The 24,447-nt window shown below is 52.7% G+C and carries 22 protein-coding genes and 5 tRNA genes; 6 read left to right on the forward strand and 21 right to left on the reverse strand.

Going from position 1 to position 24,447, the window contains the following annotated elements:
- Positions 1 to 120: 120 nt before the first annotated feature.
- The 5 genes from ACLD3P_RS04400 (at position 121) to ACLD3P_RS04420 (ending at position 5,216) form a co-directional block, all read left to right on the forward strand.
- Positions 121 to 462, forward strand: coding sequence for a UxaA family hydrolase (locus tag ACLD3P_RS04400; RefSeq protein WP_001574029.1), 342 nt, complete (start codon positions 121 to 123; stop codon positions 460 to 462).
- 16 nt (positions 463 to 478) lie between these two features.
- Positions 479 to 1,651: a UxaA family hydrolase gene (locus ACLD3P_RS04405; protein WP_115286814.1), complete on the forward strand. Its 1,173-nt coding sequence runs from the start codon at positions 479 to 481 to the stop codon at positions 1,649 to 1,651.
- A gap of 49 nt (positions 1,652 to 1,700) precedes the next feature.
- Positions 1,701 to 2,654 (forward strand): 2-keto-3-deoxygluconate permease, encoded by a 954-nt coding sequence (locus ACLD3P_RS04410; protein ID WP_079841855.1) that lies wholly within the window; start codon positions 1,701 to 1,703, stop codon positions 2,652 to 2,654.
- Between the two features lie 67 nt (positions 2,655 to 2,721).
- A complete protein-coding gene (locus ACLD3P_RS04415; RefSeq protein WP_316987597.1) occupies positions 2,722 to 4,650 on the forward strand; it encodes a sigma-54 interaction domain-containing protein in 1,929 nt (642 codons plus the stop codon).
- A 92-nt stretch (positions 4,651 to 4,742) separates the two neighbouring features.
- Positions 4,743 to 5,216 (forward strand): zinc ribbon-containing protein, encoded by a 474-nt coding sequence (locus ACLD3P_RS04420; protein ID WP_001044886.1) that lies wholly within the window; start codon positions 4,743 to 4,745, stop codon positions 5,214 to 5,216.
- An 85-nt stretch (positions 5,217 to 5,301) separates the two neighbouring features.
- Here the strand turns inward: ACLD3P_RS04420 and rihA are convergent, their stop codons facing one another.
- The 10 genes from rihA to miaB all read right to left on the reverse strand — a co-directional run bounded on the left by rihA (position 5,302) and on the right by miaB (position 15,655).
- The gene (gene rihA, locus ACLD3P_RS04425) at positions 5,302 to 6,237 is read right to left on the reverse strand and encodes a pyrimidine-specific ribonucleoside hydrolase RihA (RefSeq protein WP_411006340.1); all 936 of its coding nucleotides are present in this window, start codon (positions 6,235 to 6,237) and stop codon (positions 5,302 to 5,304) included.
- Between the two features lie 116 nt (positions 6,238 to 6,353).
- Complete coding sequence (gene gltL, locus ACLD3P_RS04430) at positions 6,354 to 7,079, reverse strand: glutamate/aspartate ABC transporter ATP-binding protein GltL (protein ID WP_000631369.1); 726 nt, start codon at positions 7,077 to 7,079, stop codon at positions 6,354 to 6,356.
- Entirely contained in the window at positions 7,079 to 7,753 is a 675-nt protein-coding gene (gene gltK, locus ACLD3P_RS04435; RefSeq protein ID WP_000272799.1) for a glutamate/aspartate ABC transporter permease GltK, read from the reverse strand. The genes gltL and gltK overlap by 1 nt, the downstream gene beginning before the upstream one ends.
- Entirely contained in the window at positions 7,753 to 8,493 is a 741-nt protein-coding gene (gene gltJ / locus ACLD3P_RS04440) for a glutamate/aspartate ABC transporter permease GltJ (protein ID WP_000020930.1), read from the reverse strand. The genes gltK and gltJ overlap by 1 nt, the downstream gene beginning before the upstream one ends.
- 159 nt (positions 8,494 to 8,652) lie before the next feature.
- Positions 8,653 to 9,561, reverse strand: coding sequence for an amino acid ABC transporter substrate-binding protein (locus ACLD3P_RS04445; RefSeq protein ID WP_001518176.1), 909 nt, complete (start codon positions 9,559 to 9,561; stop codon positions 8,653 to 8,655).
- Positions 9,562 to 9,915: 354 nt separating this feature from the next.
- Positions 9,916 to 11,454 carry an apolipoprotein N-acyltransferase gene (lnt, locus tag ACLD3P_RS04450; RefSeq protein ID WP_134945205.1) on the reverse strand — a complete coding sequence of 513 codons (1,539 nt, stop codon included), beginning with the start codon at positions 11,452 to 11,454 and terminating at the stop codon, positions 9,916 to 9,918.
- Between the two features lie 19 nt (positions 11,455 to 11,473).
- Positions 11,474 to 12,352 carry a CNNM family magnesium/cobalt transport protein CorC gene (corC, locus tag ACLD3P_RS04455; protein ID WP_001278612.1) on the reverse strand — a complete coding sequence of 293 codons (879 nt, stop codon included), beginning with the start codon at positions 12,350 to 12,352 and terminating at the stop codon, positions 11,474 to 11,476.
- A gap of 157 nt (positions 12,353 to 12,509) precedes the next feature.
- Entirely contained in the window at positions 12,510 to 12,983 is a 474-nt protein-coding gene (gene ybeY / locus ACLD3P_RS04460) for an rRNA maturation RNase YbeY (protein WP_000084477.1), read from the reverse strand.
- Positions 12,980 to 14,026, reverse strand: coding sequence for a PhoH family protein (locus tag ACLD3P_RS04465; protein WP_001018045.1), 1,047 nt, complete (start codon positions 14,024 to 14,026; stop codon positions 12,980 to 12,982). The genes ybeY and ACLD3P_RS04465 overlap by 4 nt, the downstream gene beginning before the upstream one ends.
- A gap of 204 nt (positions 14,027 to 14,230) precedes the next feature.
- The gene (gene miaB, locus ACLD3P_RS04470; protein WP_080194411.1) at positions 14,231 to 15,655 is read right to left on the reverse strand and encodes a tRNA (N6-isopentenyl adenosine(37)-C2)-methylthiotransferase MiaB; all 1,425 of its coding nucleotides are present in this window, start codon (positions 15,653 to 15,655) and stop codon (positions 14,231 to 14,233) included.
- 143 nt (positions 15,656 to 15,798) lie between these two features.
- Between miaB and ubiF the strand changes: the two genes are divergently transcribed.
- A complete protein-coding gene (gene ubiF / locus ACLD3P_RS04475; RefSeq protein WP_076935467.1) occupies positions 15,799 to 16,974 on the forward strand; it encodes a 3-demethoxyubiquinol 3-hydroxylase in 1,176 nt (391 codons plus the stop codon).
- Positions 16,975 to 17,040: 66 nt separating this feature from the next.
- On the opposite strand, the gene ACLD3P_RS04480 is transcribed toward ubiF, so the two are convergent.
- The 11 genes from ACLD3P_RS04480 to nagB all read right to left on the reverse strand — a co-directional run bounded on the left by ACLD3P_RS04480 (position 17,041) and on the right by nagB (position 24,446).
- Entirely contained in the window at positions 17,041 to 17,616 is a 576-nt protein-coding gene (locus ACLD3P_RS04480; protein WP_017441670.1) for a hypothetical protein, read from the reverse strand.
- 135 nt (positions 17,617 to 17,751) lie between these two features.
- Positions 17,752 to 17,826 (reverse strand) — tRNA-Gln (locus ACLD3P_RS04485).
- 46 nt (positions 17,827 to 17,872) lie between these two features.
- Positions 17,873 to 17,949 (reverse strand) — tRNA-Met (locus tag ACLD3P_RS04490).
- Positions 17,950 to 17,964: 15 nt separating this feature from the next.
- Positions 17,965 to 18,039: transfer RNA gene (locus tag ACLD3P_RS04495), tRNA-Gln, on the reverse strand.
- 23 nt (positions 18,040 to 18,062) lie between these two features.
- Positions 18,063 to 18,147: transfer RNA gene (locus ACLD3P_RS04500), tRNA-Leu, on the reverse strand.
- Between the two features lie 8 nt (positions 18,148 to 18,155).
- Positions 18,156 to 18,232, reverse strand: a tRNA-Met gene (locus ACLD3P_RS04505).
- 221 nt (positions 18,233 to 18,453) lie between these two features.
- On the reverse strand, positions 18,454 to 20,118 hold the full coding sequence (asnB, locus tag ACLD3P_RS04510; protein WP_131046214.1) for an asparagine synthase B: 1,665 nt from the start codon (positions 20,116 to 20,118) through the stop codon (positions 18,454 to 18,456).
- A gap of 289 nt (positions 20,119 to 20,407) precedes the next feature.
- On the reverse strand, positions 20,408 to 21,160 hold the full coding sequence (nagD, locus tag ACLD3P_RS04515) for a ribonucleotide monophosphatase NagD (protein ID WP_000153143.1): 753 nt from the start codon (positions 21,158 to 21,160) through the stop codon (positions 20,408 to 20,410).
- Between the two features lie 46 nt (positions 21,161 to 21,206).
- On the reverse strand, positions 21,207 to 22,427 hold the full coding sequence (nagC, locus tag ACLD3P_RS04520) for a DNA-binding transcriptional regulator NagC (RefSeq protein WP_000187579.1): 1,221 nt from the start codon (positions 22,425 to 22,427) through the stop codon (positions 21,207 to 21,209).
- 4 nt (positions 22,428 to 22,431) lie between these two features.
- Complete coding sequence (gene nagA, locus ACLD3P_RS04525; protein WP_000271186.1) at positions 22,432 to 23,586, reverse strand: N-acetylglucosamine-6-phosphate deacetylase; 1,155 nt, start codon at positions 23,584 to 23,586, stop codon at positions 22,432 to 22,434.
- Positions 23,587 to 23,645: 59 nt separating this feature from the next.
- Positions 23,646 to 24,446 (reverse strand): glucosamine-6-phosphate deaminase, encoded by an 801-nt coding sequence (gene nagB / locus ACLD3P_RS04530; RefSeq protein WP_001237059.1) that lies wholly within the window; start codon positions 24,444 to 24,446, stop codon positions 23,646 to 23,648.
- Position 24,447: the final 1 nt, after the last annotated feature.

The raw sequence follows: 24,447 nt of genomic DNA on the forward strand, positions 1-24,447 counted from the left end.
CGCCAGGCGTTCATGAGGAGGTGACGCAAAATGCGACACGACTGAGGCAAATTACCGCAGTTCCTGTCACCGCCAGATTGGCCCATAAAAATAAAGTCATATAAACCATGCAGTTAAAAAATGGCACGCCTTTTGATTAGGGAAGACAGGACTAAAGCAAAGGAGTTAATCGTGAAAAAAAATGCAGTGGTGATTCACCCTCAGGATTGCGTCGCGACGGCTATTACGGCGCTCAAGGCCGGCGAAACCGCCACAATGTTCATTGGCGAACGTGAGATAAGCGTTGTGTTACATCAGGATGTGCCATTTGGCCACAAATTCGCCATCTGCGATGTGCCTTTTCATGGCGAAGTTTATAAATATGGCGAATCCATTGGCCGCGCCACTCAGGAAATAAAAAGTGGCGACTATGTGCACGTCCACAATGTGGAAAGCGAACGCGGACGTGGTGACTGGAAATAATATAAAACAAGGGAAAATGATTATGAGCAATGAGACTTTTTTGGGTTTCCGCCGCCCTGACGGCCGTTTTGGCATCCGTAATTATGTACTGATTTTACCTACCAGCGTTTGTGCGAATAAAGTTGCCCAGGATATTGCCCGGCAGGTAAAAGGCGCGACATGGGTGAATAACGATTTTGGCTGCTGCCAGGTGGCAGGCGATGCGCGTCTGACGGAAAAGACATTGATTAATGTGGCGAATAATCCCAACGTCGGCGCTATTGTGGTTGTGGGCTTAGGCTGTGAAGGCGCGGAGCCGCTACGCATCGCAGAGGAGATTACCGCATTTGGCAAACCGACCTCCTGCATCACCATTCAGGAAGAGGGCGGCACGCTTAAATGTCAGGCCAGGGGGATTTCGCTGGCCCGCGACTATGCACAACAACTCTCCATGCAAAAACCGCAGCAAGCACCGGTTAGCGAGCTGCTGCTGGCGATGGAGTGCGGCGGGTCAGATACGACATCGGGGCTGGCGTCTAACCCTTCCTGCGGGGTCGCCTCGGATAAGCTGATACGCTGCGGTGGAAGCTCAATTCTTTCTGAAACGACGGAATTTATTGGCGCCGAGCATGTGATGGCGAAACGTGCGGTGACGCCGGAGGTTGGTCAACAGCTCATTGATTTAGTGGTCGGCTGCGAGGTGCGAGCAAAAGCGCTGGGCGAGGATATTCGCGGGGGACAGCCGACGCCGGGCAATATTAAAGGCGGGTTGACTACCATTGAAGAAAAATCGTTAGGCTGTATGCATAAAGCGGGTCATGCGCCACTACAGGGCGTACTGGAATATGCCGATAGTCCAACGCATCCGGGCCTGTGGATTATGGATACCCCGGGGCAGGATATTGAATCTATTTCCGGCATGGTGGCGGGTGGAGCGCAGATCGTTATTTTTACTACCGGTCGCGGAACGCCTGCCGGTAACCCAATAGCGCCGGTAATAAAAATTACGGGTAATAAAGCAACGTGGGAAATGATGCAGGACAATCTTGATATTGATGTGTCCGCCATTATGTCTGGCGAGGCTTCTATTACGCAAATGGGCGAGGAAATTTATCAGGAAATTTTACGCGTCGCGAATGGGAAAACGACTAAATCAGAAGATTTAGGTCATAACGAATTCTCTATTTATAAGATCGCGCCGACGTTCTGATACCAAATCGGGCAGCACAAGCTGTCCGGTTATCTCCTGGGAATAAGCTATGAAAATTAAAAAAACACTGGAACGTTTTCCTGGTGGTATGATGGTTGTACCGCTGATCATCGGCGCATTGTTTAAAACCTTTGCGCCGGAGGCGCTGGAAATAGGCGGTTTTGTCACCTCTATTTCGCATGGCGCAATGGCGATTTTAGGCATGTTTTTAGTCTGTATGGGCGCAGATATCCAGTTTAAAGCCGCGCCGAAAGCGTTGAAAAAAGGCGCTGCGATCACCTTTGCGAAATTTGCCAGCGGCGTGATTATTGGCATTCTGGTCGGGAAATTTTGCGGCCCGGATGGGTTATTAGGTCTGTCGGCTTTAGCGATTATTTCGGCGATGACCAACTCGAACAGTGGGTTATATGCCGCGTTGGTGGGGGAGTACGGCGATGAAACCGACGGCGGCGCGATTGCGGTAATATCGTTGAACGATGGTCCCTTTTTCACCATGCTGGCGTTAGGGTCGGCAGGCATGGTGTCGATACCCTTTATGAATCTGGTGGCGGTTATTATTCCCATTATCATTGGCATGATTTTGGGCAATCTGGATGAGGACATGCGCAAGTTTCTTAAACAGGGCAGCGTGGTAACGATTCCCTTTTTTGCCTTTGGGTTAGGATACGGTATTGATTTCGCAAGACTTATCACGGCAGGTTCTTCAGGCATTTTACTGGGACTCATGACGGTGGCGATTGGCGGATTTTTTAATATTTTCGCCGATCGTCTGACGGGAGGCAGCGGCGTGGCAGGTGCGGCGGTATCCACTACCTCTGGCAACGCCGTCGCGACGCCAGCGGCAATCGCGCTGCTCGATCCGCATTTTACCGACCTGGCGTCGACGGCGGCGGCGCAGGTGGCGGCCTCGACGATTATTACCGCTCTGTGCGCCCCCTTCCTGACCGTATGGATAAAAAAACGCTACGATCGTAAACTGAACCCAGCCGCCTCAGGCGGTTAGCGTTTCGGCGGAAAATAAATCACGACGGGCGGTCTCGCCCGTTCATAAACCAACAGGATGGTGAGTGATGAATAAGACGAAAGATATAGCCGCATCTCCTCTCTGTTTTGTCTCTCCTTACCCTCAACTGGCAAAGGCTGCCGAGGCGCTGGTCGCGCAGTTGGATTACGCCGTCACTATTCATCAAACGACGCTTAATCGTATCCTGGATGAGCTACCTTTATTAGAGTCCCGTGGGCACCAGGTACTGATTAGTCGTGGCGGCTGTGCGGAAATATTAAAAAAGCACAGTAAATTACCGGTAGTCGAAATTAAAATGTCCGGCTACGACATTCTTGATGCGCTTATCCCTTTTAAAGGACAAAAAGGCACTGTCGGTATTGTCGGCTTTTCCAGTGTGATCAAAGGATGCGCGCGCGTAGCGGAACAGTTAAATATTAACTATAAAATTTTTACCTTACAGGGAAATGATAAAGAAACGATTTCTTGCCTGAAGCAACAATTAGCGTCCACGCCATTAGATTGCATTGTTGGCGATACCGTTTGTCAGGATTATTTTTCACCGCTGGGCTCGCAATTCCGTTTGCTTGATTCCAGCCCCGCCTCAATAACCGAAGCTCTGGAAGAGGCCCGCTCATTATATCTGGCTTTTCGCAGCCAATTACTGGAGCGTCATCATCTGCAGCTGATTCTCGATCAGTTTGATAAAGCTGTTATCACGCTTGATGATACCGGCGCGTTACTGCATTACAATAAATATGCGAGCCAACTTTTTAAAGTTAACGCCTCCGGTGAAATTTATGACGCGTCTTTCCTGAAACAGGTATTGCACCAGGAACGGCATACATTACGTGAGGGAAAAACCGTCAGCGCGAAAGTCGTCGATACGCCGCAAGGCGCGATGGTGGTTAATCTGTATCCGGTATTTGCGGCCAGACAGTTAAGCCGGGTGGTGTTGACGATGCAAACCGTCTCCAGTTTACAGGGGGTGGAACATCATGTTCGCCGCCAGGAACTGTCTCGCCGCGGCTTGAGCGCCCGCTATCATTTCGACGATCTGCTTACCGAAAACCCGGAAATGCTGCGTCGTCTGGCGATCATTAAAAATTATGCCGGTACGGACGCGACTATCTTAATTAATGGCGAAAGCGGGACGGGAAAAGAGGTGCTGGCGCAAAGTATTCATAATGCCAGCCAACGCGTCAACGGCCCGTTCGTCGCCATTAACTGCGGCGCGATGGCCCCTCAGATTCTGGAGAGCGAACTCTTTGGCTATGTCGCCGGCGCATTTACCGGCGCGTCGCCGAAAGGCAAAATAGGCCTGTTTGAATTAGCGCACCACGGTACCATTTTTCTGGATGAGATTAGCGAACTGGATAAACCGCTACAGACGCGCTTATTACGGGTATTGCAGGAGCGGCAGATTATGCGGCTGGGCTCAGACCAGATGATACCTGTTGATATTCGTGTGATTGCGGCGACCAATCAGACGTTAACGAAGCTCATTGCGGACGGGACATTTCGCGAAGATCTTTATTATCGGCTTAACGTATTAAAAGTGACCACCATCCCGTTACGCAAACGTCCGGAGGATATCAAAGCCATCGGCCTGTCGCTGCTTACCAGTTTCAGCCAGCATTATAAACGCCCGGCACTAACGTTAACCCCGGCGCTGTGGCAAGAGCTTCAGCGCTTCGCCTGGCCCGGAAACGTCAGGCAGTTAAGCAATATTATCGAACGGCTGGTGCTCTCTATTGATCACTCCCCGGCAACGCTGGATGAGGGCCGCCTCTTGCTGGACGATCTGGAAGAGGGGAGCCGACGCGAGCCAAGTACCTGCCACGACTGCCAGATGCTGGCTGGCGATTATAAAACGATTCGCCTGCGTATTTTGAGAAAATTATTAGAGGCGGAAAGGGATAATAAATCGTTAGTGGCGAAACGGTTAAATGTCGATCGTACCTCGTTGACGCGCTGGATACGTGAGTCGGCCTGACAAGAATTTACAGACTCTGTGGGCAGCCTTGCAAAGCGTAACGCAAATAACGTCTATCATTATAGGCAGTTAACGATCCAAGAGGTGAAGTGATGAACAAGGTTGCTCAATATTACCGTGAACTGGTGGCCTCATTAAGCGAGCGTTTACGCAATGGCGAGCGCGACATTGATGCGCTGGTGGAGCAGGCGCGCCAGCGCGTGATGCAAACAGGGGAGTTAACGCGAACCGAGGTGGACGAACTGACGCGCGCTGTCAGACGCGATCTGGAAGAGTTCGCCATGAGCTACGAAGAGAGCCAGGAAGATAGCGTCTTCTTGCGGGTGATTAAAGAGAGTCTCTGGCAGGAACTGGCGGATATTACCGATAAAACCCAGCTGGAGTGGCGTGAAGTCTTCCAGGATTTGAATCACCACGGCGTGTATCACAGCGGCGAAGTGGTGGGATTGGGGAATCTGGTGTGCGAGAAGTGCCACTATCATCTGGCGGTTTACACGCCGGATGTGTTGCCGCGCTGCCCGAAATGCGGTCATGACCAGTTTCAGAGAAGACCGTTTGAGCCGTGAGTGGAAGAGCGCTGGTGCGTCTTATCCGGCCTACCAAAAATCGTTCACGTAGGCCGGATATGGCGAAGCTGCCATCCGGCAAATATTACGCGTAAAACTTCAGCCGTTCCGCCAGTAAATCGACAAATCCCTGGCGGTCTACATCGACCATCACCGTCGCATTCGGCTTATTCCCCGTCAGGAAATAATAATCCACCACCGTCATCCCCTGGGTGTATTTCCCCTGGGTTTCCACGCCAACCCAACGCTCAACGGTGGTGAAAATCTCGGGTTTCAGCAGCCAGGCGATGGTGCATGGGTCATGCAGCGGCGCGCCGACAAATCCCCATTTTTCGTCTTTGTGGTACTCCATAAAGAAGTCCAGCAGTTCGGCGACGATGGTGGAAATCGGGTTGCCAATGGCGCGAAAGCGTTCGATATCGGCAGCGTGAATCTGCGCCTTATGGGTAACGTCCAGCCCGGCCATCACCACCGGAATGCCTGACTGGAAGACAATTTCTGCCGCTTCCGGGTCGACGTAAATATTAAATTCCGCGGCGGGCGTCCAGTTACCCAGCGCCATCGCGCCGCCCATGATCACAATGCGGGCGATTTTCGTATGCAGTTCCGGATGGCTATTCAGCAGCAGCGCCACGTTGGTCTGTGGGCCAGTGGAGACGATGGTGACTGGCTGTGAGCTCTCGCGCAGTGTTTTTGCCATCAGCTCAACGGCAGTGCCGCTTTGCGGGGCGAATGACGGCTCGGGCAGCGCCGGGCCGTCGAGGCCGCTTTCGCCGTGAACGTTATCGGCGATAATCAATTCGCGCATGAGAGGTTTCACCGCGCCGCCCGCCACCGGAATATCCGGGCGTTTGAGCAGTGTCAGCATCCGCAGCACGTTGCGCAGGGTCTTCTCCGGCGTCTGGTTGCCGGCGGAAGAGGTGATCGCTTTCACTTCCAGTTCAGGGGAGGCGAGGGCGAGAACGAGGGCGATCGCGTCATCATGACCCGGATCGCAATCAATAATAATGGGCAGTGCCATTGTGGCTCCTTGTAAGCGGTACTTTGTGACAAGGTTAACGCCCGGCTGGATACGTTTCGAGAAGCGAAGCGGTAAAGCGTGAGATAGCGCGCACTCTGACGTGCGCGCCGGGAAGATTAGTGCAGGATTTTCGCAAGGAAGTCTTTTGCGCGATCGGAACTGGGGTTAGCGAAGAACTCCTCTTTTGGCGAATCTTCGACGATTTTACCTTCATCCATAAAGATCACCCGGTTAGCCACTTTACGGGCAAAGCCCATTTCGTGCGTCACCACCATCATGGTCATCCCTTCGTTCGCCAGTTCGACCATCACGTCCAGTACCTCGTTGATCATTTCCGGATCGAGCGCGGAAGTCGGTTCATCGAATAACATGGCAATGGGGTCCATACATAGCGCACGGGCGATGGCGACACGCTGCTGCTGACCGCCGGAGAGTTGCGCCGGGAACTTGTTGGCATGTGCAGACAGACCAACACGCTCCAGCAGCTTCAGGCCTTTATCGCGGGCGGCGGCTTTATCGCGTTTCAGCACTTTCACCTGCGCCAGCGTCAGGTTTTCGATGATCGACAGGTGGGGAAACAGCTCGAAGTGCTGGAATACCATGCCCACGCGGGAACGCAGTTTCGCCAGATCGGTTTTTTTGTCGTTCACAATAATGCCGTTAACGGTAATTTCGCCTTTTTGCACCGGTTCCAGACCGTTGACGGTCTTAATTAGCGTGGATTTACCGGAACCCGATGGCCCGCAGACTACCACCACCTCACCTTTTTTCACTTCTGTTGAACAATCGGTCAGCACCTGAAAGTGACCATACCATTTTGAAACATTTTTCAGGGTAATCATTAAACTGTCCTTTTCTTCAAATAGCTGACCAGCAACGACGCGCTCAGGCTGATAACAAAATAAACGGCGCCGGCGAACAGAATCATTTCGACCTGAGTACCGTCACGCTCGCCGATAGTCGACGCGGTGCGGAAGAAGTCCGCCAGGCTGAGTACATAAACTAAAGAGGTGTCCTGAAATAGCACGATGCCCTGTGTAAGCAACAGCGGCACCATCGCCCGAAACGCCTGCGGCAGAATAATGAGCTTCATCGACTGCCAGTGGGTCATCCCCAGTGCCAGCGCGGCGCTGGACTGCCCGCGGGAAATACTTTGAATACCGGCGCGAATAATCTCGGAATAGTAGGCCGCTTCAAACATGGAGAATGCCACCATCGCGGAGATCAGGCGGATATCGGTTTTCGGCGATAGTCCCAGCACGTTTTGCAGAAAGCCGGGGACAATCAGATAAAACCACAGCAAGACCATGACCAACGGGATGGAACGGAAAACGTTAACATACGCTTTAGCAAACCAGGCAATAGGGGCAAAGCTTGAGAGGCGCATGACGGCCAGAATGGTTCCCCAGACTATTCCCACGACAACGGCGGTGACGGTGATCTTCAGCGTGATGACCAACCCGGCCAGCAGGTAAGGCAGTGAGGGGATAATCGAACTCCAGTCAAATTCGTACATTATTTGCTCCCCACGTTGCCCGGCAGGCGGACTTTGCGTTCAACCAGGCTCATGACCAGCATGATAACGGCGTTAATCAGCACATAGGCCAGCGTAATGGCGGTGAAGGATTCCCAGGCGTGCGCCGAGTAATCCAGCAGTTTGCCTGCCTGCGCCGCCATATCCACCAGGCCGATGGTTGAGGCAATAGCCGAGTTTTTCACCAGGTTCATCATCTCTGACGTCATTGGCGGCACGATAACGCGATAGGCATTCGGTAGCAGGACATAGCGATAAGCCTGCGGCAGCGTTAGCCCCATCGCCAGCGCCGCGTTCTTCTGCCCGCGAGGCAGAGACTGAATCGCGGCGCGCACCTGTTCGCAAACGCGGGCGGCGGTAAACAGTCCCAGACAGATCATTGAGGAGAGGAAAAACTGAATATTGGGATCGAGTTCCGCCTTAAACCACATGCCAAGATCTTCCGGCAACAGTTCAGGCACCACCAGGTACCAGGTGAAGAATTGCACGATCAGCGGCACGTTACGGAACAGTTCTACGTACAACGTGCCCAGTCCGGAGAGGAAACGGTTGGGAACGGTACGTAAAATGCCGAAAATAGATCCTACCAGGAAAGCGATAATCCAGGCGGTAATCGAAAGGGCTACGGTGACCTGAAAACCACTCCATAGCCAGCCGAGATAGGTGGTATTGCCGAAGGGGGCTTCCTGTAAAAAAATACCCCAGTTCCAGTCTATTGACATACATCTACTCCGAAAAAAAAGGGTAGCAGCGCTACCCTCGAAGATTGTTGCCCGGCGATTTGCGGTTTCAGGCCCGAGGGGGAACGACCATCAGGCTTATAGTCTGTCCGTGCTGAGCGACAATCGAGAGGACAGGAGTCCCGTCCCATTTAGTTTTAGTTAGTTAAGCGCTTTATCATTCGGTGCTTTGAACAGGGCTTTCATCTCGTCAGACAACTCGAAATTCATGTTCAGGTTTTTCGGTGGGATCGGATTTTTAAACCACTTATCAAACCACTTTTCCGCTTCGCCGGAGGTTTGCGCCTGGGCGATGGTATCGTCCATCAGCTTTTTAAACTCAGGGTCGTTTTTACGCAGCATACAGCCGTAGGCTTCCTGGGACTGCGGTTTACCGACAATCTCCCAGTTATCCGGTTTCTTGGCTTTGGCGCGCTCACCGGCCAGCAGCGCGTCATCCATCATAAAAGCGACGGCGCGGCCGCTTTCCAGGGTGCGGAACGAGTCACCGTGGTCTTTCGCGCTAATAATACGCATCCCCATCTTTTGCTCTTCGTTAAGCTTATGCAGCAGAATTTCAGAGGTCGTCCCGGAGGTGACGACGACCGCTTTGCCTTTCAGATCCGGGAAATCTTTAATATCGCCGCCTTTTTTAGTCAGCAGTCGCGTCCCGACGACGAAAATCGTATCGGAGAAGGCGGCCTGTTTCTGGCGCTCAAGGTTGTTAGTCGTTGAACCACATTCAAAATCGAAGGTTCCGTTTTGCAACAGCGGAATACGGTTTTGCGAGGTGATCGGGATCAGCTTCACCTGCAGATCCGGCTTGTTAAGTTTCTTTTTTACCGCTTCCACAATGGCGTTGGAGTAGTCCTGGGAATAGCCGACCACTTTCTGCTGGTTGTCGTAATAAGAAAAGGGCACAGAAGATTCGCGATGCCCGACGACGATCACGCCATTTTTAGCGATCTTGTCCAGGGTGCTACCAGCGGCAGGCGCGCCATCTTCTGCGTGCGCAAGGCCCGCAGACAGTCCCATGACCAGCATTGCTGTGGTTAGCTTACGTAATTGCATATCCAACTCCTTTATCATCTGCGCCGTCGACGCATTGATAGCTATTGTGATGTTGTTATTGCCTGCAACTTGCGCGTGCAGTGTTATGTGTGTTTGTTAACATTTAGTGTGGCTTGTTGTAAATATTTTGCTGCGATATTGTTTATTTTTGCGAAGTGCGCCGCACCGTTGAGAGGCAAAAATCCTACATTGCACCGTTCAGGTGCTACCGATGATCGATTTTGGTGCGACCAGGTTGCACAAGCAGCCAGAACAGGTTTGCCATGTTTAACAAAGCAATAGACGTGCCAGAATGGGGGATAAAGGAGAATTTTCAGGCCGGATAAATGAAGCGCTATCCGGCCTGGGGAGAGATTATTTCCGTCGTTGTCGCAGACTCATCACTACTGCGCCAAAAGCAAACAGCGCGGTCAGTACCCATAGCGGCCAGTTGCCGGTACGGGCATAGGGAGTTAACCCCGTGGTTGGCGTAACGTGGGTGGTCAGTACCTGGCGTGTGAACTGCGGGATCATCGCCTGAACTTCGCCCTGCGGGCCAATCACCGCCGTAATACCGTTATTAGTACTGCGCAGTAACGGACGCGCCAGCTCCAGCGAACGCATCCGCGCCATCTGGAAATGTTGCCACGGGCCAATGGACTTACCAAACCAGGCGTCGTTAGAAATCGTCAGCAGATAGTCGGTGTCCGGGCGGAAGTTATCTCGCACCTGTTCGCCAAGAATAATTTCATAACATATTGCCGCCGTCAGCTTATAGTCGTGCGCATGTAACTGCGGCTGGATATAAGGGCCGCGGCTAAAGGAGGACATGGGCAGATCGAAGAACGGCGCCAGCGGACGCAGGATAGACTCCAGCGGAACGAACTCGCCAAAGGGTACAAGGTGATTTTTATTGTAGCGATTGGGCGAATCATAACTGTATGGATTATCTTTGCCCAACGTAATAATCGTATTGTAGGTGTCGTATCGATTCTGTTTATTGAGACGCGCATCGACAATACCGGTGATCAGCGTGCTATTTTTTTCGCGTAACATTTCGTCCAGCGAACGAAGGAAGGGCTGCTGATTGATTTCGAGATCCGGAATCGCCGACTCAGGCCAGATAATAATCTGTGATTTGCCTAACTCTGGGCGGGTTTCGTTGAGATAAATTTTTAGCGTATTCAGTAGCTGGTTTTCGTCCCACTTCAGCGACTGCGGAATATCGCCCTGCACCAGCGATACCTGGGTCGCTTTGGCCGGTTCCAGCGTAAACCACTGGATATAACGTAGCGGAAATGGCAAAGCAAACAGAATCACGGCGACAGCCAGCGGACGCCAGTTCCGCGTCGCCAGTGCCAGCGCTAACAGGCCGCTGACCATCATCAGCAGGAAGTTGATCGCTTCGACGCCCATTACCGGCGCCAGGCCTTTTAGCGGGCCGTCGACCTGACTATAGCCAAATTGCAGCCAGGGGAAGCCGGTCAGCACCCAGCCGCGTAAAAATTCGGTGATTTGCCATATTGCAGGCGCGGCGATAGCGACGCGCAGCCAGTTGGTTTTTGGCCACAGGCGCGACAAAATCCCGGCAAACAGTCCGGTATACAGCGAGAGATAAGCTGCAAGCAGCACCACCAGAAAAACGTTAACCGGGCCCGGCATGCCGCCAAACTGCGCGATACTGACATAAACCCAGTTAATCCCGCTACCGAAAAGTCCGAGTCCCCAGCAATAGCCGATGGCGGCAGACTGGAGCGGGCGGCGATTAAACGTTAAGGCCTGCAGCCCGATAAGCGACACTATCGCTGCGGGCCAGACGTCATACGGAGAGAAAGCCAGTGTTCCGCAGGCGCCGAATAATAACGCCAGCAGCAGGCGAATACGCTGGCGTTCAATTAACGAGGCAAATGCCATTTTTAGTCCACTATTGCTGTTATTCGTCCAGTTTTGGCTGGGGCGAGTCATCCGGGATCCTGACATGCACCTGAATAATACGACGACTATCGGCCATCGCCACTTTGAACTGGTAACCATCAATGTCGATGGTTTCGCCGCGGGCCGGTAAATGGCCGAACGCCTGCATCACCAGTCCGCCGATGGTATCGACTTCTTCATCGCTGAAGTGGGTGCCGAAAGCGTCATTGAAGTCTTCAATCGACGCCAGCGCGCGAATCGTCCAGGTATGGCGGCTAAGCTGACGGAAGTCGATATCGTCTTCTTCGTCATACTCATCTTCAATTTCACCGACAATCAGTTCGAGGATGTCTTCGATAGTCACAAGGCCGGAAACGCCGCCAAACTCATCGATAACGATGGCCATATGGTAGCGCTGGGAGCGGAACTCCTTGAGCATACGGTCAACCCGTTTGCTTTCCGGTACGACAACCGCGGGGCGTAACACTTTGTCCATGCTGAAGGCTTCGGCATCGCTGCGCATAAACGGCAGCAAATCTTTGGCCATCAGAATCCCTTCAATGTGATCTTTATCTTCGCTGATCACCGGAAAACGCGAGTGGGCGGACTCGATGATAACATCGAGACATTCGTCCAGCGTCTGGTTGCGTTTCAGGGTAATCATCTGGGAGCGCGGGATCATAATATCGCGAACGCGCTGGTCGGCGATGTCCATTACGCCTTCGAGCATATCGCGCGTATCTTCATCGATAAGCTCGTTCTGCCCGGAATCACGGATCAGCGCCAGCAACTCATCACGGTTTTTAGGTTCACCGTGGAAAAGCTGGCTGAGTAGCAGGGAAAAAAATCCCTTTTTACTGTTTACTGTGTCACTACTGTGTGAATTGTCGTCGCTCATGGCGTCGTATGGGTTCTCATGTTAGTTAATACAAAGCTCGTCATGCGTATACTCAGCTGTGACGGCATGTTTTGCCTGATGGCGCTACGCTTATCAGGCCTACAAAAGGCATGAATGTAGGCCGGATAAGGCGCAAGCGTCGCCATCCGGCAAGCTACTATTCTGCAATCTTCTCGGCAATGTACGGATCCTCATAGCCCATAGCAAGCATAATCTCCGTTTCGAGAGACTCCATCTCTTCCGCTTCGTCATCGTCGATATGATCGTAACCCAGCAAATGCAGGCTACCGTGCACGACCATGTGCGCCCAGTGCGCCTCCAGCGGCTTGCTCTGTTCCTGCGCTTCCTGCTCCACGACCTGACGGCAAATAATCAGATCGCCCAGTAGCGGCATTTCAATGCCGGGAGGCGCTTCAAACGGGAAGGAGAGAACATTAGTGGGTTTATCTTTCCCGCGGTACGTCAAATTAAGGTCGTGGCTTTCGGCCTCATCCACCAGACGGATTGTGACTTCCGCCTCTTCCTGAAACTGCGGAATAACGCCGTCCAGCCAGCGTTGAAACTGAGCTTCATCCGGCAGGCCCGCGTGGTTTTCACAGGCCAACTGTAAATCGAGGATCACCTGGCTCATTTCTGTTCCTGCTCCTGGGCTTCACGCTTACGCTCCGCCGCCAACGCCGCTTTGCGTTTTTGTTCGGCCTCTTCCCAGGCTTCATAGGCGTTAACAATGCGGGCAACGACCGGATGGCGCACCACGTCTTCGCTGTGGAAGAAGTTAAAGCTGATTTCATCGACTTCCGCCAGCACTTCAATAGCATGACGCAAGCCGGATTTGGTGTTGCGTGGCAGGTCAATCTGCGTCACGTCGCCGGTGATCACCGCTTTCGAGTTAAAGCCGATACGCGTCAGGAACATCTTCATCTGTTCGATAGTGGTGTTCTGGCTTTCATCCAGAATGATAAAGGCGTCGTTTAATGTGCGTCCGCGCATATAGGCCAGCGGCGCGACTTCAATCACATTGCGTTCAATCAGCTTCTCGACTTTTTCAAAGCCGAGCATTTCGAACAGCGCGTCATACAGCGGACGCAGGTACGGGTCCACTTTCTGACTTAAATCGCCTGGCAGAAAGCCGAGTTTTTCGCCCGCTTCCACCGCCGGACGGGTCAGTAGAATACGGCGAATCTCCTGGCGCTCCAGGGCGTCTACCGCAGCGGCGACCGCAAGATAAGTTTTACCGGTACCCGCTGGGCCGACGCCAAAGGTAATATCATGATCGAGAATATTGGCGATGTACTGCGCCTGGTTCGGGGTACGCGGTTTAATCACGCCGCGCTTGGTTTTGATATTAATCGCTTTGCCATAGTCAGGCACGCTTTCCGCGCTCTGTTCCAGCACCCGCGCTTCTTTGATCGCCAGATGAATTTGTTCCGGTTCGATATCCTGAGTCTGGCCGCGCATCGGTGCGGTATCGACATACAGACTTCGCAAAATATCTGTCGCCGCGGTCACGCAAATCGGACGACCGGTCAGTTTAAAGTGATTGTCACGGCGGTTGATTTCAATACCGAGACGACGTTCGAGCTGTTTAATATTGTCATCAAACGGCCCGCAAAGGCTCAACAGACGGGCGTTGTCTGCAGGCTCAAGGGTAATTTCGCGAGTGTCTATATTCAAACTGTTCCTCTTGTGTCTGTATCGCCGGACGCTGAACATTTACCGGCATCTAAGGAAATTATTCACGCCATAGGGAAAAGGCGCAAGCATTGCAATGAAGATGGGGATGAAGAGAGAAAATTGCAAGGCCCGTCGGGCGACAGGCCATGACCAGGAAGCCCGACAGGTGTAGCACCATCGGGCATTATTGCCTTTCCAGCAGGATTAAGGCTGGTAGAATCCTACGCCCAGCTCATTTTCTTTACGGGTACGGGCAATGACGGACTCCGGCGTTTCGGCGACGCGCAGCCCCATTTCATCTTCGGTACGCACCACTTTTCCGCGCAGGGAGTTCGGATAGACGTCAGTAATTTCCACATCGACAAACTTACCAATCATCTCCGGCGAGCCTTCAAAGTTCACCACCCGATTGTTTTCGGTACGGCCAGACAGTTCCATAATGTTTTTACGTGACGTGCCTTCCACCAGAATGCGCTGTGTCGTGCCGAGCATACGGCGGCTCCATGCCATCGCCTGCTGATTGATACGCTCTTGCAGAATATACAGACGCTGCTTTTTCTCTTCTTCCGGTACGTCATCAACCATATCGGCAGCCGGCGTTCCCGGACGCGCAGAGAAGATAAAGCTGTAGCTCATATCAAAGTTGACGTCAGCGATAAGCTTCATGGTTTTTTCGAAATCATCGGTAGTTTCGCCAGGGAAACCGACGATAAAGTCAGAGCTTATCTGAATGTCCGGCCGCGCCGCGCGCAGTTTACGGATGATTGCTTTATATTCCAGCGCAGTGTGGGTGCGCCCCATCAGATTCAACACGCGATCGGACCCGCTCTGTACCGGCAGATGCAGGAAACTGACCAGTTCCGGCGTATCGCGGTACACCTCGATAATATCGTCGGTGAACTCAATCGGATGGCTGGTGGTAAAGCGAATACGGTCAATGCCGTCGATGGCGGCAACCAGACGCAGCAGATCGGCAAAGGTGCCAGTGGTGCCGTCGTAGTTTTCTCCGCGCCAGGCGTTAACGTTCTGGCCCAGCAGGTTGACCTCACGCACGCCCTGCGCCGCTAGCTGGGCGATTTCGAACAGGATATCGTCTGAGGGACGGCTGACTTCTTCACCGCGGGTATACGGTACCACGCAGTAAGTACAATATTTATTGCAGCCTTCCATGATAGAAACGAAAGCGGTCGGGCCTTCTGCGCGCGGTTCCGGCAAACGGTCGAACTTCTCGATTTCCGGGAAGCTGATATCGACCACCGGGCTGCGGTCGCCACGCACGGAGTTAATCATCTCCGGCAGGCGGTGTAAGGTTTGCGGGCCAAAAATAATGTCGACGTAATGGGCGCGTTGACGAATGTGCTCGCCTTCCTGGGAAGCCACGCAGCCGCCGACGCCGATAATCAGATCGGGATTTTTCTCTTTTAACAGTCTCCAGCGACCTAATTGATGGAAGACTTTTTCCTGAGCCTTCTCGCGGATTGAGCAGGTATTCAACAGCAGCACATCCGCCTCTTCCGCCACGTCGGTCAGTTGATAGCCGTGGGTGGCGTCCAGCAGATCGGCCATCTTCGATGAATCGTACTCGTTCATCTGACAGCCCCAGGTTTTAATATGGAGTTTTTTAGTCATCGACTTGCTCTTGCGAAATAGTGGCTGAAAAGCAGGGCGCATAGTGTAATGCTTTGGCGCGGTTGTGACCAGTATGACTGACGTCAGCCCTAATGGGTAAAAAATCCTGTAAACTTGTCTAAAACGTAACAGGATGAATGACCATGACAAATCAACCAACGGAAATTGCCATTGTCGGCGGGGGAATGGTCGGCGGCGCGCTGGCGCTGGGTCTGGCGCAGCAAGGATTTACGGTGATGGTAATAGAACATGCCGCGCCTGCGCCGTTTGTGGCTGACAGCCAGCCTGACGTGCGGATTTCGGCCATTAGCGCGGCATCCGTGGCGCTGCTCAAGGGACTGGGCGTTTGGGAGGCGGTGCAGGGGATGCGTAGCCATCCTTATCGGCGACTGGAGACCTGGGAGTGGGAAAACGCCCATGTGGTGTTCGACGCCGCTGAACTCAAGCTGCCGCTGTTAGGCTATATGGTAGAGAACAACGTCCTGCAACAGGCGCTGTGGCAGGCGCTGGAAGCGCACCCCGGCGTGACGCTGCGCGTTCCGGCTTCACTGGCGGCATTGCACTGCCGCCGCGATGGTTATGCGCTGGAACTGGCCGACGGCGAATGGGTAACGCCGAAGTTAGTGATTGGCGCCGACGGCGCGAATTCGCAGGTTCGGCAAATGGCGGGAATTGGCATTCATGCCTGGCAATATGCACAGTCGTGTATGCTTATCACCGTCAAGTGTGAAAATGCGCCAGGCGACAGCACCTGGCAGCAGTTTACGCCAACGGGGCCGCGTGCCTTTTTGCCGCTGTTCGACGATTGGGCGTCGCTGGTGTGGTATGACGCTCCGGCGCGTATTCGCCAGCTACAGAGTTTATCGATGACGCAATTGCAGGTGGAAATTAACCAGCACTTTCCGGCGCGTCTGGGGGCGGTGATGCCTGTCGCGGCGGGCGCGTTTCCGCTAACCCGTCGTCACGCGTTGCAGTATGTACAACCGGGGCTGGCGCTGGTAGGCGACGCGGCGCATACCATTCATCCGCTGGCCGGGCAGGGCGTCAACCTGGGGTATCGGGATGTTGATGCGTTGATTGATGTGCTGGCGAGTGCCCGTAGCTATGGCGAGTCCTGGGCCAGCCATTCGGTGTTGAAACGCTATCAGACGCGGCGCATGGCAGATAATTTTATGATGCAAAGTGGAATGGATCTGTTTTATGCCGGGTTCAGCAATGAATTGCCGCCGCTGCGTATTTTACGCAATATGGGGTTGATGGCGGCGCAGCGCGCAGGCGTGCTAAAACGTCAGGCGCTGAAGTATGCGTTGGGGTTGTAACCCGCTGAATGCCTTACCCGGTTTGTAAAAACGCTCAATTGCAGGTCGGGTAAGCGTATTGACATCTTACTTTACTGCAAATAAAGCACATAAACCTAATCTCCCTTTAAAATCAATTTCATACCAAGGTGATGCCATTTCAATTATGCATACGTTGTATTGGCAACGTACTACTTTATGTAGCATCAGTAATGTGGAACTCATTGATTTTACAAGAATCGCCAGAGTGATTAATGCGGCGAGAATCCGATACCACGTCAGTGTTGCATGTTGGACATCAAACCACAGAATATAAAAAGTGATGATGTGAAGAATGACTTTGCTGGACAGGGCGCGAATATAGAATCCACGCAGCGCCGTTTTCGAGGAAAACGCGACATTAATCAGCGCGCTTTGTTTTTCTTGCACAGGGATCCCTGGCAGATACACTATCCATTCCGCACTATTCTGGCGTAGCATGACCGCCTTTTTCTGGTGCAGTATATGTAGCCTCATTGACACTGCCACGGGGTAAACCAGACCCAAAATAATCAACCAGGCGGCGCTGGCCGTGATATCAATGAAGGTGAAAGCGCAGAGCAAGACGACCATAAAAAATGTTAATGGCCGCAAGAAGAGATACCAACAAAACTGGTAATTCATTGTGAGGTTACCGAACGATCCCTGTAAGGCTTTAGCATAGCGTTTTACTGATAGCAGGGCATTGAGGGGGAAACCTCTTTCGGAATTGATAAACGCAGAAAAGCAAAAAGCTCGCCGAAGCGAGCTTTTTAAAGGTGGCTGGGGTACGAGGATTCGAACCTCGGAATGCCGGAATCAGAATCCGGTGCCTTACCGCTTGGCGATACCCCAACAAATTATTTTCGAACCGGTCGAATACCTCGACGCGTTCTGAATATGGTGGCTACGACGGGATTCGAACCTGTGACCCCATCATTATGAGTGATGTGCTCTAACCAACTGAGCTACGTAGCCAGATGATTTCTTCGATGGCTGGGGTACCTGGATTCGAACCAGGGAATGCCGGTATCAAAAACCGGTGCCTTACCGCTTGGCGATACCCCATCCGTACAACGCTTATCGGTGAATGGTGCGGGAGGCGAGACTTGAACTCGCACACCTTGCGGCGCCAGAACCTAAATCTGGTGCGTCTACCAATTTCGCCACTCCCGCAAAAAAGATGGTGGCTACGACGGGATTCGAACCTGTGACCCCATCATTATGAGTGATGTGCTCTAACCAACTGAGCTACGTAGCCATCTTTTTTCGCGTTACCTTATCGGCGTTGCGGGGCGCATTATGCGTATTGAGCCTTGAAGCGTCAACCTCTTTTTCATCGAAAAACGTCGGAAAGTGTCTGTTTGGTTAGGTTGCGAACAGCGTGGCGCAATATTCGGCAATTATTGGTTATTAATCGTTTTTCCGAAAGTGGTTTGCTATAAAAAAAGAGCCCCTAAGGGCTCTTTCGTCATCGTTAATTTACTGGTACGCCGACTGATGCACGCCGACCGCGCGGCCTGACGGGTCATCCATCGTTTTGAATGCTTCATCCCACTCAATGGCTTTGGCGGAAGAACAGGCGACGGACGGGCCGCCGGGTACGCATTCCGCCGCGCTTGGCACCGGGAACAGCTCTTCAAAAATTTCCCGGTACAAGTACGCCTCTTTAGACGACGGCGTGTTGTATGGAAAGCGGAAGCGGGCGGTTTCCAGTTGTTGATCGGAAATCTGTTTCGCCGCCACCTCTTTCAGTGTATCAATCCAGCTGTAGCCTACGCCGTCAGAGAACTGCTCTTTCTGACGCCACGCGACGCTTGCTGGCAGATAAGACTCGAAGCACTCGCGCAGCACGTGTTTTTCCATCTTGCCGTTACCGCACATTTTATCCTGTGGGTTGATACGCATCGCCACGTCGAGGAATTTTTTATCCAGGAACGGTACGCGCGCTTCCACGCCCCAGGCTGACATCGCTTTGTTGGCGCGGGCGCAGTCATACATATGCAGCGCCTGTAGCTTACGGACCGTCTCTTCATGTAACTCTTTGGCGTTCGGCGCTTTATGGAAGTACAGGTAGCCGCCAAACACCTCATCGGAACCTTCGCCGGAGAGCACCATTTTGATGCCCATCGCTTTGATCTTACGCGACATCAGATACATCGGCGTTGAGGCGCGGATAGTGGTCACGTCATAGGTTTCAATGTGATAGATAACATCACGAATGGCATCAAGGCCTTCCTGCACGGTGAAGTGAATTTCATGATGCACGGTGCCGAGGTGGTTAGCCACTTCCTGGGCCGCCTTCAGGTCAGGTGAACCTTGCAGACCGACCGCAAAAGAGTGCAACTGTGGCCACCAGGCTTCGGAGCGCTCCTGATCTTCGACGCGACGGGCGGCGAATTTTTTGGTGATAGCCGAGATAATCGACGAGTCCAGACCGCCGGAGAGCAGCACGCCGTAAGGGACGTCGGACATCAGGTGGCTTTTCACGGATTCTTCCAGCGCCTGGCGCAGCTCATTTTTGTCGGTGACGTTGTCTTTTACCGCATCGAACTCAAACCAGTCGCGCTGATAGTACTGACGAATTTCGCCGTCTTTGCTCCACAGGTAGCTGCCCGCCGGGAACTCTTTAATGGTGCGGCAGACCGGGGTCAGCGCTTTCATTTCTGACGCTACGTAGAAGTTGCCGAATTCGTCATAGCCCATGTAGAGTGGAATAATACCGATATGGTCACGACCAATCAGATAAGCGTCTTTTTCGCTGTCATACAGGGCGAAGGCGAACATCCCCTGTAAATCGTCAAGGAAATCCGGCCCTTTTTCCTGATATAGCGCGAGGATAACTTCGCAGTCGGAGCCTGTCTGGAACGCGTAACGATCGCCATACTCCGCGCGTAATGTCTGATGGTTATAAATTTCACCGTTCACCGCCAGCACGTGGGTTTTTCTGGCGTTATACAGGGGCTGGGCGCCGGCGTTAACATCAACAATCGACAAACGTTCATGTGCGAGAATCGCGTTATCGCAAGCGTAGATGCCGGACCAGTCCGGGCCGCGATGGCGCATCAGGCGTGACAGTTCAAGGGCTTTTTTACGCAGTTCCGCTGCATCTGTTTTGATATCGAATATGCCGAAAATAGAACACATAGCCTTCTCCGTTAATCTGTTGCGTCGTACTTTTTGTGTTTGCTTGACTAAAAAATGCCGCAAAGGCGTGGAAGGCGCAAGGGGATTACGGTCTGAAAAATGAAAAATGCAATCGTCATTGTTGATTAGTGAAAAATGATTACATATTGCGCGGATTTATTGATGGATCTTCAGTTTTATCGTGGATTAATTGAATTATGTTTTTCCTGATGGCGTTTCGCTTATCAGACCTACAATGTTGTTCGAACCGTAGGCCTGAAAGCGGCGCGTCATCGGGCAGGGGACAGGTTTAGATAACGTCGATCTCGGCGACGGAAGGGTAAATCCAGCTTGGGCGGAATGGCATACTGTCAATATCATTGATCGTTGATACGCCAGAAAGTACCAGAATGGTCTCCAGACCGGCCTGGAACCCCGCCAGAATGTCGGTGCGCAGGTTATCGCCGACAATAACGGTCTCTTCCGAGTGCGCCTGCATTTTGTTTAACGCCGCGCGGATGATCCACGGGCTGGGTTTGCCGACATAAAACGGCTTCCGGCCGGAGATTTTTTCAATGCCTGCGCACAGCGCGCCGCAGGCCGGGTAAAAACCGCGACCGTGAGTATCCGGGTTGGTGGCGATAAAGCGCGCGCCATTGGCGACGAAAAATGCCGCTTTATGCATCATGTCCCAGTTGTAGGAGCGGGTCTCTCCAACGATGACAAAATCAGGGTTCACATCGGTAATGGTAAAACCCGCTTTATAGAGCTCGTGAATAAGCGCGCCTTCGCCCACGACATACGCTTTCTTACCTTCCTGACGGCGCAGAAAATCGGCTGTCGCCATTGCTGAAGTATAAAACACGCTGTCCGGCACGTTAACGCCAGCGGTAGCAAAACGGTTCGCCAGATCCTGGCCGGTTTGCGACGGGTAATTGGTCAGCAGCACCAGCGGCAGACCTTTTTCCAGAATCCCCGTCAGAAATTCCGCCGCACCGGGTACGGCTACGTTGTCGTGCATCAGCACGCCGTCGATATCGCAGATTACATTCTTGATGGTCATGAACTACCCAGGGAATTTGTGAATAATCCGATACTATAAGAGCGCATCAACTTTCCAGCAAACGTTGCAGCAATGTTCCGTTGAGCATGGCGCGTTTAACTAAGGCAAAAGCGCCGATGGCAGAACGGTGATCCAGCGTGGAGCGTACCACCGGCAAATTTTTGCGAAATGCCTTTAACGCCTGCGTATTGATACAGCTTTCGATAGCGGGCAACAGGACTTTATCGGCTTCAATGATCTCGCCGGCAATGACGATTTTTTGCGGATTAAACAGGTTGATAGCAATGGCGATCGTTTTGCCCAAATGGCGACCAACATGCTCAATGACTTCCGAGGCCAGGCTGTCGCCCCGGTTTGCCGCCTTACAGATGGTTTTAATCGTGCAGTCGTCAAGCGGAACACGGCTTTGATACCCTTGTTTAAGTAAATTCAGCACCCGTTGTTCAATCGCCACATTGGCGGCAATGGTTTCCAGACAGCCGAAATTACCGCAGTGGCAGCGCTCGCCCAACGGCTCCACCTGAATATGCCCAATTTCGCCGACGTTGCCGTTACGGCCAATGAAGATGCGTCCGTTGGAGATAATCCCGGCGCCTGTACCACGATGAACGCGCACCAGAATCGAGTCCTCGCAATCCTGACTGGCGCCGAAGTAGTGTTCCGCCAGCGCCAGGCTACGGATATCGTGTCCCACGAAACAGGTAACGTGAAACCGTTTTTCCAGCGCTTCGACCAGTCCCCAGTTTTCAACCTGAATGTGCGGCATGTAACGAATCACGCCGCTTTCCGGATCGACAAGCCCTGGCAGGATCACCGAGATAGCGATCAATTCACGAATTTTACGCTGACAGCTATCAATAAAGACGGCGATGGTGTTGAGCAGCGCATGTTCCAGCGTCTCCTGGGTGCGCTCCGGTAGCGGATAATGCTCCTCAGCGACCACTTTACTGCTCAGATCGTAGAGCGTTAAAGTGGTGTCATGACGGCCCAGGCGAACGCCAATGGCATGGAAGTTACGGGTTTCCGTGACGATAGAGATAGCGCGGCGGCCTCCGGTAGAGGCCTGCTGATCGACTTCTTTGATCAGCCCGCGTTCAATGAGTTGACGCGTAATTTTCGTTACGCTGGCGGGAGCAAGCTGGCTTTGCTCGGCAATTTGTATGCGCGAGATAGGACCATGCTGGTCAATCAGGCGGTAAACGGCCGCGCTGTTAAGCTGTTTTACGAGATCAACGTTACCTATCTGAGCTTGTCCGCCTGGTGTCATATTCTCACTTACTCAAGTCAACGACCTCGTCACCATTAACGATGGTCTTGATAATTTTAAAATCGTGGGTGAACGCGGTCAGGTTGGCGACTTTACCCGGCGCAATGCTACCGAGATGCTTATCAACGCCGATAGCGCGAGCCGGATAGAGCGTTGCCATGCGCAGCACTTCATCCAGCGCGATGCCGCAATGCGCGACCAGGTTGCGTACGCCTTCAATCATGGTTAAGGACGAACCGCTCAACGTACCGTTTTCATCCACACACAGTCCATTGCGGTAGTATATTGTTTTACCTGCGAAAATGAACTGCTCAATATTGGCCCCCGCCGGTGCGGTGGCGTCTGTCACCAGACAAAGTTTGTCGCCTTTAAGGCGTTTGGCATTGCGAATGTTGGCGTAGTCGACATGCAGACCATCGGCGATAACGCCGCAATAAATATCCGCTTCGTCCAGAACAGCGCCAGCAAGGCCCGGCTCACGCCCTGTAATGTACGGCATCGCGTTAAACAGATGAGTCGCAAAGGTAATCCCGGCGCGGAAGCCCGCTTTTGCCTCTTTTAACGTCGCGTTGGAGTGGCCTGCGGAAACCACAATGCCCGCATTCGCCAGTTTAGCGATTACGTCGGCAGGCACCATTTCCGGCGCGAGTGTAACTTTGGTGATGACGTCGGCATTATCGCACAAGAAATCGACCAGCGCAGCGTCTGGTTTACGCACGAAATCAGGATTATGGGTGCCTTTTTTTACCAGATTAAGCCAGGGGCCTTCCAGGTGGAGACCCAGCGCCTGGTGCGGATGTTTTTCCAGGTATTCGCGCATGACGCGAATGCCCTGTTTCATCAATTCATCGCTGGTAGTGATAAGCGTTGGCAGAAAGTTAGTACAGCCCGATTTTTCATTGGCTTTCTGCATAATTTCCAGCGTTTCAACGCTGACGGCTTCTGCGGTATCGTTAAACTGCACGCCGCCGCAGCCGTTTAGCTGCACATCAATAAAACCGGGGGAGAGAATGGCCCCATTCAATGAGCGTTGTTCTATTCCCGGCGGCAGTTCGGCCATCGGACAAACGCGGTCAATCAGGCCATTAGCGACAACAAGCGCATGGTCATCAAGAATTTCGTGACCGGTAAAGATCCGGCCCTGGGTTAAAGCATACATTCTGACCCCCGATATCAAAAATTTACCGCCCCGCATTGACTGGCGGGGCGGAGACAACATTACAGACCTTTAATATTTTCTGCTTCTAATTCATTGAAATATTTCAATGTTTTAACTTTAAGTTCCATTGTGGACGGCTCATCGCATACCACAACCGCTTTCGGATGGAGCTGCAGGCAGCTAATAGTCCACATGTGGTTGACGTTGCCTTCAACCGCCGCCTGCAGCGCCTGGGCTTTCTGATGGCCCAGCACCAGAATCATCACTTCTTCCGCATCCAGCAGCGTGCCCACGCCTACCGTCAGCGCGTATTTCGGCACCTGGTTTACGTCGCCGTCAAAGAAGCGGGAGTTCGCTACGCGAGTATCATGGGTTAACGTTTTGATACGGGTACGGGAAGCCAGGGAAGACGCCGGTTCGTTAAAGGCGATGTGACCGTCGTTGCCGACGCCGCCCATAAACAGATGGATTTTACCGTAAGAACGAATTTTTTCTTCATATTGACGGCATTCTGCATCGATATCTGGTGCGTTACCGTTGAGAAGATTGATGTTTTCTGCTGGAATATCAACGTGATCGAAAAAGTTACGATGCATAAAGCTGTGGTAGCTTTCCGGGTGCTCTTTCGGCAGGCCAACATATTCGTCCATATTAAAGGTGACTACATGCTTAAAGCTGACCTCGCCCGCTTTGTGCATCTCAACCAGCGCTTTGTACGCCGTTAGCGGCGTGCCGCCGGTAGGCAGTCCAAGGACAAACGGACGATCGGCGGTCGGTTTGAACGCATTAATACGGTTAACGATATGGCGAGCGGCCCATTTGCCAACCTGTTCTGCGGTACTCAGGGGGATCAGTCTCATT

It is taken from the genome of Salmonella sp. 741265073_HBA (assembly GCF_046569105.1).
GTDB classification, from domain to species: domain Bacteria; phylum Pseudomonadota; class Gammaproteobacteria; order Enterobacterales; family Enterobacteriaceae; genus Salmonella; species Salmonella enterica.

Excerpts from the sequence above, each read along its gene's own strand:
- corC (WP_001278612.1), bottom strand. The coding sequence starts at position 12,352 with ATGAGCGACGACAATTCACACAGTAGTGACACAGTAAACAGTAAAAAG.
- ACLD3P_RS04420 (WP_001044886.1), top strand. The coding sequence starts at position 4,743 with ATGAACAAGGTTGCTCAATATTACCGTGAACTGGTGGCCTCATTAAGC.
- gltK (WP_000272799.1), bottom strand. The coding sequence starts at position 7,753 with ATGTACGAATTTGACTGGAGTTCGATTATCCCCTCACTGCCTTACCTG.
- ACLD3P_RS04405 (WP_115286814.1), top strand. The coding sequence starts at position 479 with ATGATTATGAGCAATGAGACTTTTTTGGGTTTCCGCCGCCCTGACGGC.
- ACLD3P_RS04410 (WP_079841855.1), top strand. The coding sequence starts at position 1,701 with ATGAAAATTAAAAAAACACTGGAACGTTTTCCTGGTGGTATGATGGTT.
- rihA (WP_411006340.1), bottom strand. The coding sequence starts at position 6,237 with ATGGCACTGCCCATTATTATTGATTGCGATCCGGGTCATGATGACGCG.
- ACLD3P_RS04480 (WP_017441670.1), bottom strand. The coding sequence starts at position 17,616 with ATGAATTACCAGTTTTGTTGGTATCTCTTCTTGCGGCCATTAACATTT.
- asnB (WP_131046214.1), bottom strand. The coding sequence starts at position 20,118 with ATGTGTTCTATTTTCGGCATATTCGATATCAAAACAGATGCAGCGGAA.
- lnt (WP_134945205.1), bottom strand. The coding sequence starts at position 11,454 with ATGGCATTTGCCTCGTTAATTGAACGCCAGCGTATTCGCCTGCTGCTG.
- ACLD3P_RS04400 (WP_001574029.1), top strand. The coding sequence starts at position 121 with ATGGCACGCCTTTTGATTAGGGAAGACAGGACTAAAGCAAAGGAGTTA.
- ACLD3P_RS04415 (WP_316987597.1), top strand. The coding sequence starts at position 2,722 with ATGAATAAGACGAAAGATATAGCCGCATCTCCTCTCTGTTTTGTCTCT.
- nagB (WP_001237059.1), bottom strand. The coding sequence starts at position 24,446 with ATGAGACTGATCCCCCTGAGTACCGCAGAACAGGTTGGCAAATGGGCC.
- nagC (WP_000187579.1), bottom strand. The coding sequence starts at position 22,427 with ATGACACCAGGCGGACAAGCTCAGATAGGTAACGTTGATCTCGTAAAA.
- miaB (WP_080194411.1), bottom strand. The coding sequence starts at position 15,655 with ATGACTAAAAAACTCCATATTAAAACCTGGGGCTGTCAGATGAACGAG.
- gltJ (WP_000020930.1), bottom strand. The coding sequence starts at position 8,493 with ATGTCAATAGACTGGAACTGGGGTATTTTTTTACAGGAAGCCCCCTTC.
- ybeY (WP_000084477.1), bottom strand. The coding sequence starts at position 12,983 with ATGAGCCAGGTGATCCTCGATTTACAGTTGGCCTGTGAAAACCACGCG.
- nagD (WP_000153143.1), bottom strand. The coding sequence starts at position 21,160 with ATGACCATCAAGAATGTAATCTGCGATATCGACGGCGTGCTGATGCAC.
- ACLD3P_RS04445 (WP_001518176.1), bottom strand. The coding sequence starts at position 9,561 with ATGCAATTACGTAAGCTAACCACAGCAATGCTGGTCATGGGACTGTCT.
- ubiF (WP_076935467.1), top strand. The coding sequence starts at position 15,799 with ATGACAAATCAACCAACGGAAATTGCCATTGTCGGCGGGGGAATGGTC.
- gltL (WP_000631369.1), bottom strand. The coding sequence starts at position 7,079 with ATGATTACCCTGAAAAATGTTTCAAAATGGTATGGTCACTTTCAGGTG.
- nagA (WP_000271186.1), bottom strand. The coding sequence starts at position 23,586 with ATGTATGCTTTAACCCAGGGCCGGATCTTTACCGGTCACGAAATTCTT.